Source organism: Oscillibacter valericigenes, assembly GCF_021531915.1.
In the GTDB taxonomy this organism is placed as follows: domain Bacteria; phylum Bacillota; class Clostridia; order Oscillospirales; family Oscillospiraceae; genus Oscillibacter; species Oscillibacter valericigenes_A.
This window is the reverse complement of sequence record NZ_JAFBIV010000045.1, coordinates 1-809: the sequence shown is the minus strand read 5'-3', so window position 1 is coordinate 809 and position 809 is coordinate 1. Positions and strand designations below refer to the sequence as shown.

Annotated in this window: 1 protein-coding gene; it reads left to right on the top strand. The window is 64.6% G+C overall.

Going from position 1 to position 809, the window contains the following annotated elements:
* Positions 1-809: electron transfer flavoprotein subunit alpha/FixB family protein (locus JQM66_RS12425; protein ID WP_235230178.1), on the top strand; the 809-nt coding region annotated here is incomplete at both ends.

Genomic DNA, 809 nt, shown 5'->3' with positions numbered 1-809 from the left:
TTCTGCGAGCAGCGCGAGGGCAAGCTGATGCCCACCGATTTCGAGCTGATCTCCAAGGGCCGCGACCTGGCCAACGAGCTGGGCGTGAACCTGTGCGGCCTGCTGCTGGGCGGCGAGGGCATCGAGTCCGCCGCCAAGGAGCTGGGCGGCTACGGCGCTGACAAGGTCTATGTCTGCGAGAGCCCCCTGCTGAGCGTCTACAACACCGACGCCTATGCCAAGGTCATCTGCGATGTCATCGAGGACCTGAAGCCCGAGGCGTTCCTGATCGGCGCCACCAACATCGGCCGTGACCTGGGCCCCCGCTGCGCGGCCCGTCTGCACACCGGTCTGTGCGCTGACTGCACCCACCTGGACGTGGATGTTGCCAACTACATCCAGTTCCTGCGGGAAGCTTCCACTCTGGACGTTGACGCCCAGAAGTGGGACATGGAGGACCGCAACCTGAAGATGACCCGTCCCGCTTTCGGCGGTCACCTGATGGCTACCATCATCTGCCCCCGTTTCCGTCCCTGCATGGCCACTGTCCGTCCCGGTGTTATGAAGAAGAACGCCTTCGACGAGGCCAAGGCCGCTGCCTGCGAGATCGTGAAGCCCGCTTTCGAGCTGAGCGAGGCCGACCTGAAGACCGAGGTTGTCGAGGTCGTCAAGGCCGCCAAGAAGCTGGTTGACCTGATCGGCGCTGACTACATCGTCTCCGTCGGCCGTGGTATCAGCAAGGACGTCGAGGGCGGCATCAAGCTGGCTGAGGAGCTGGCTGAGGTCCTGGGCGGCGTCGTGGGCGGCTCCCGTGCCACCATCGACTCCGG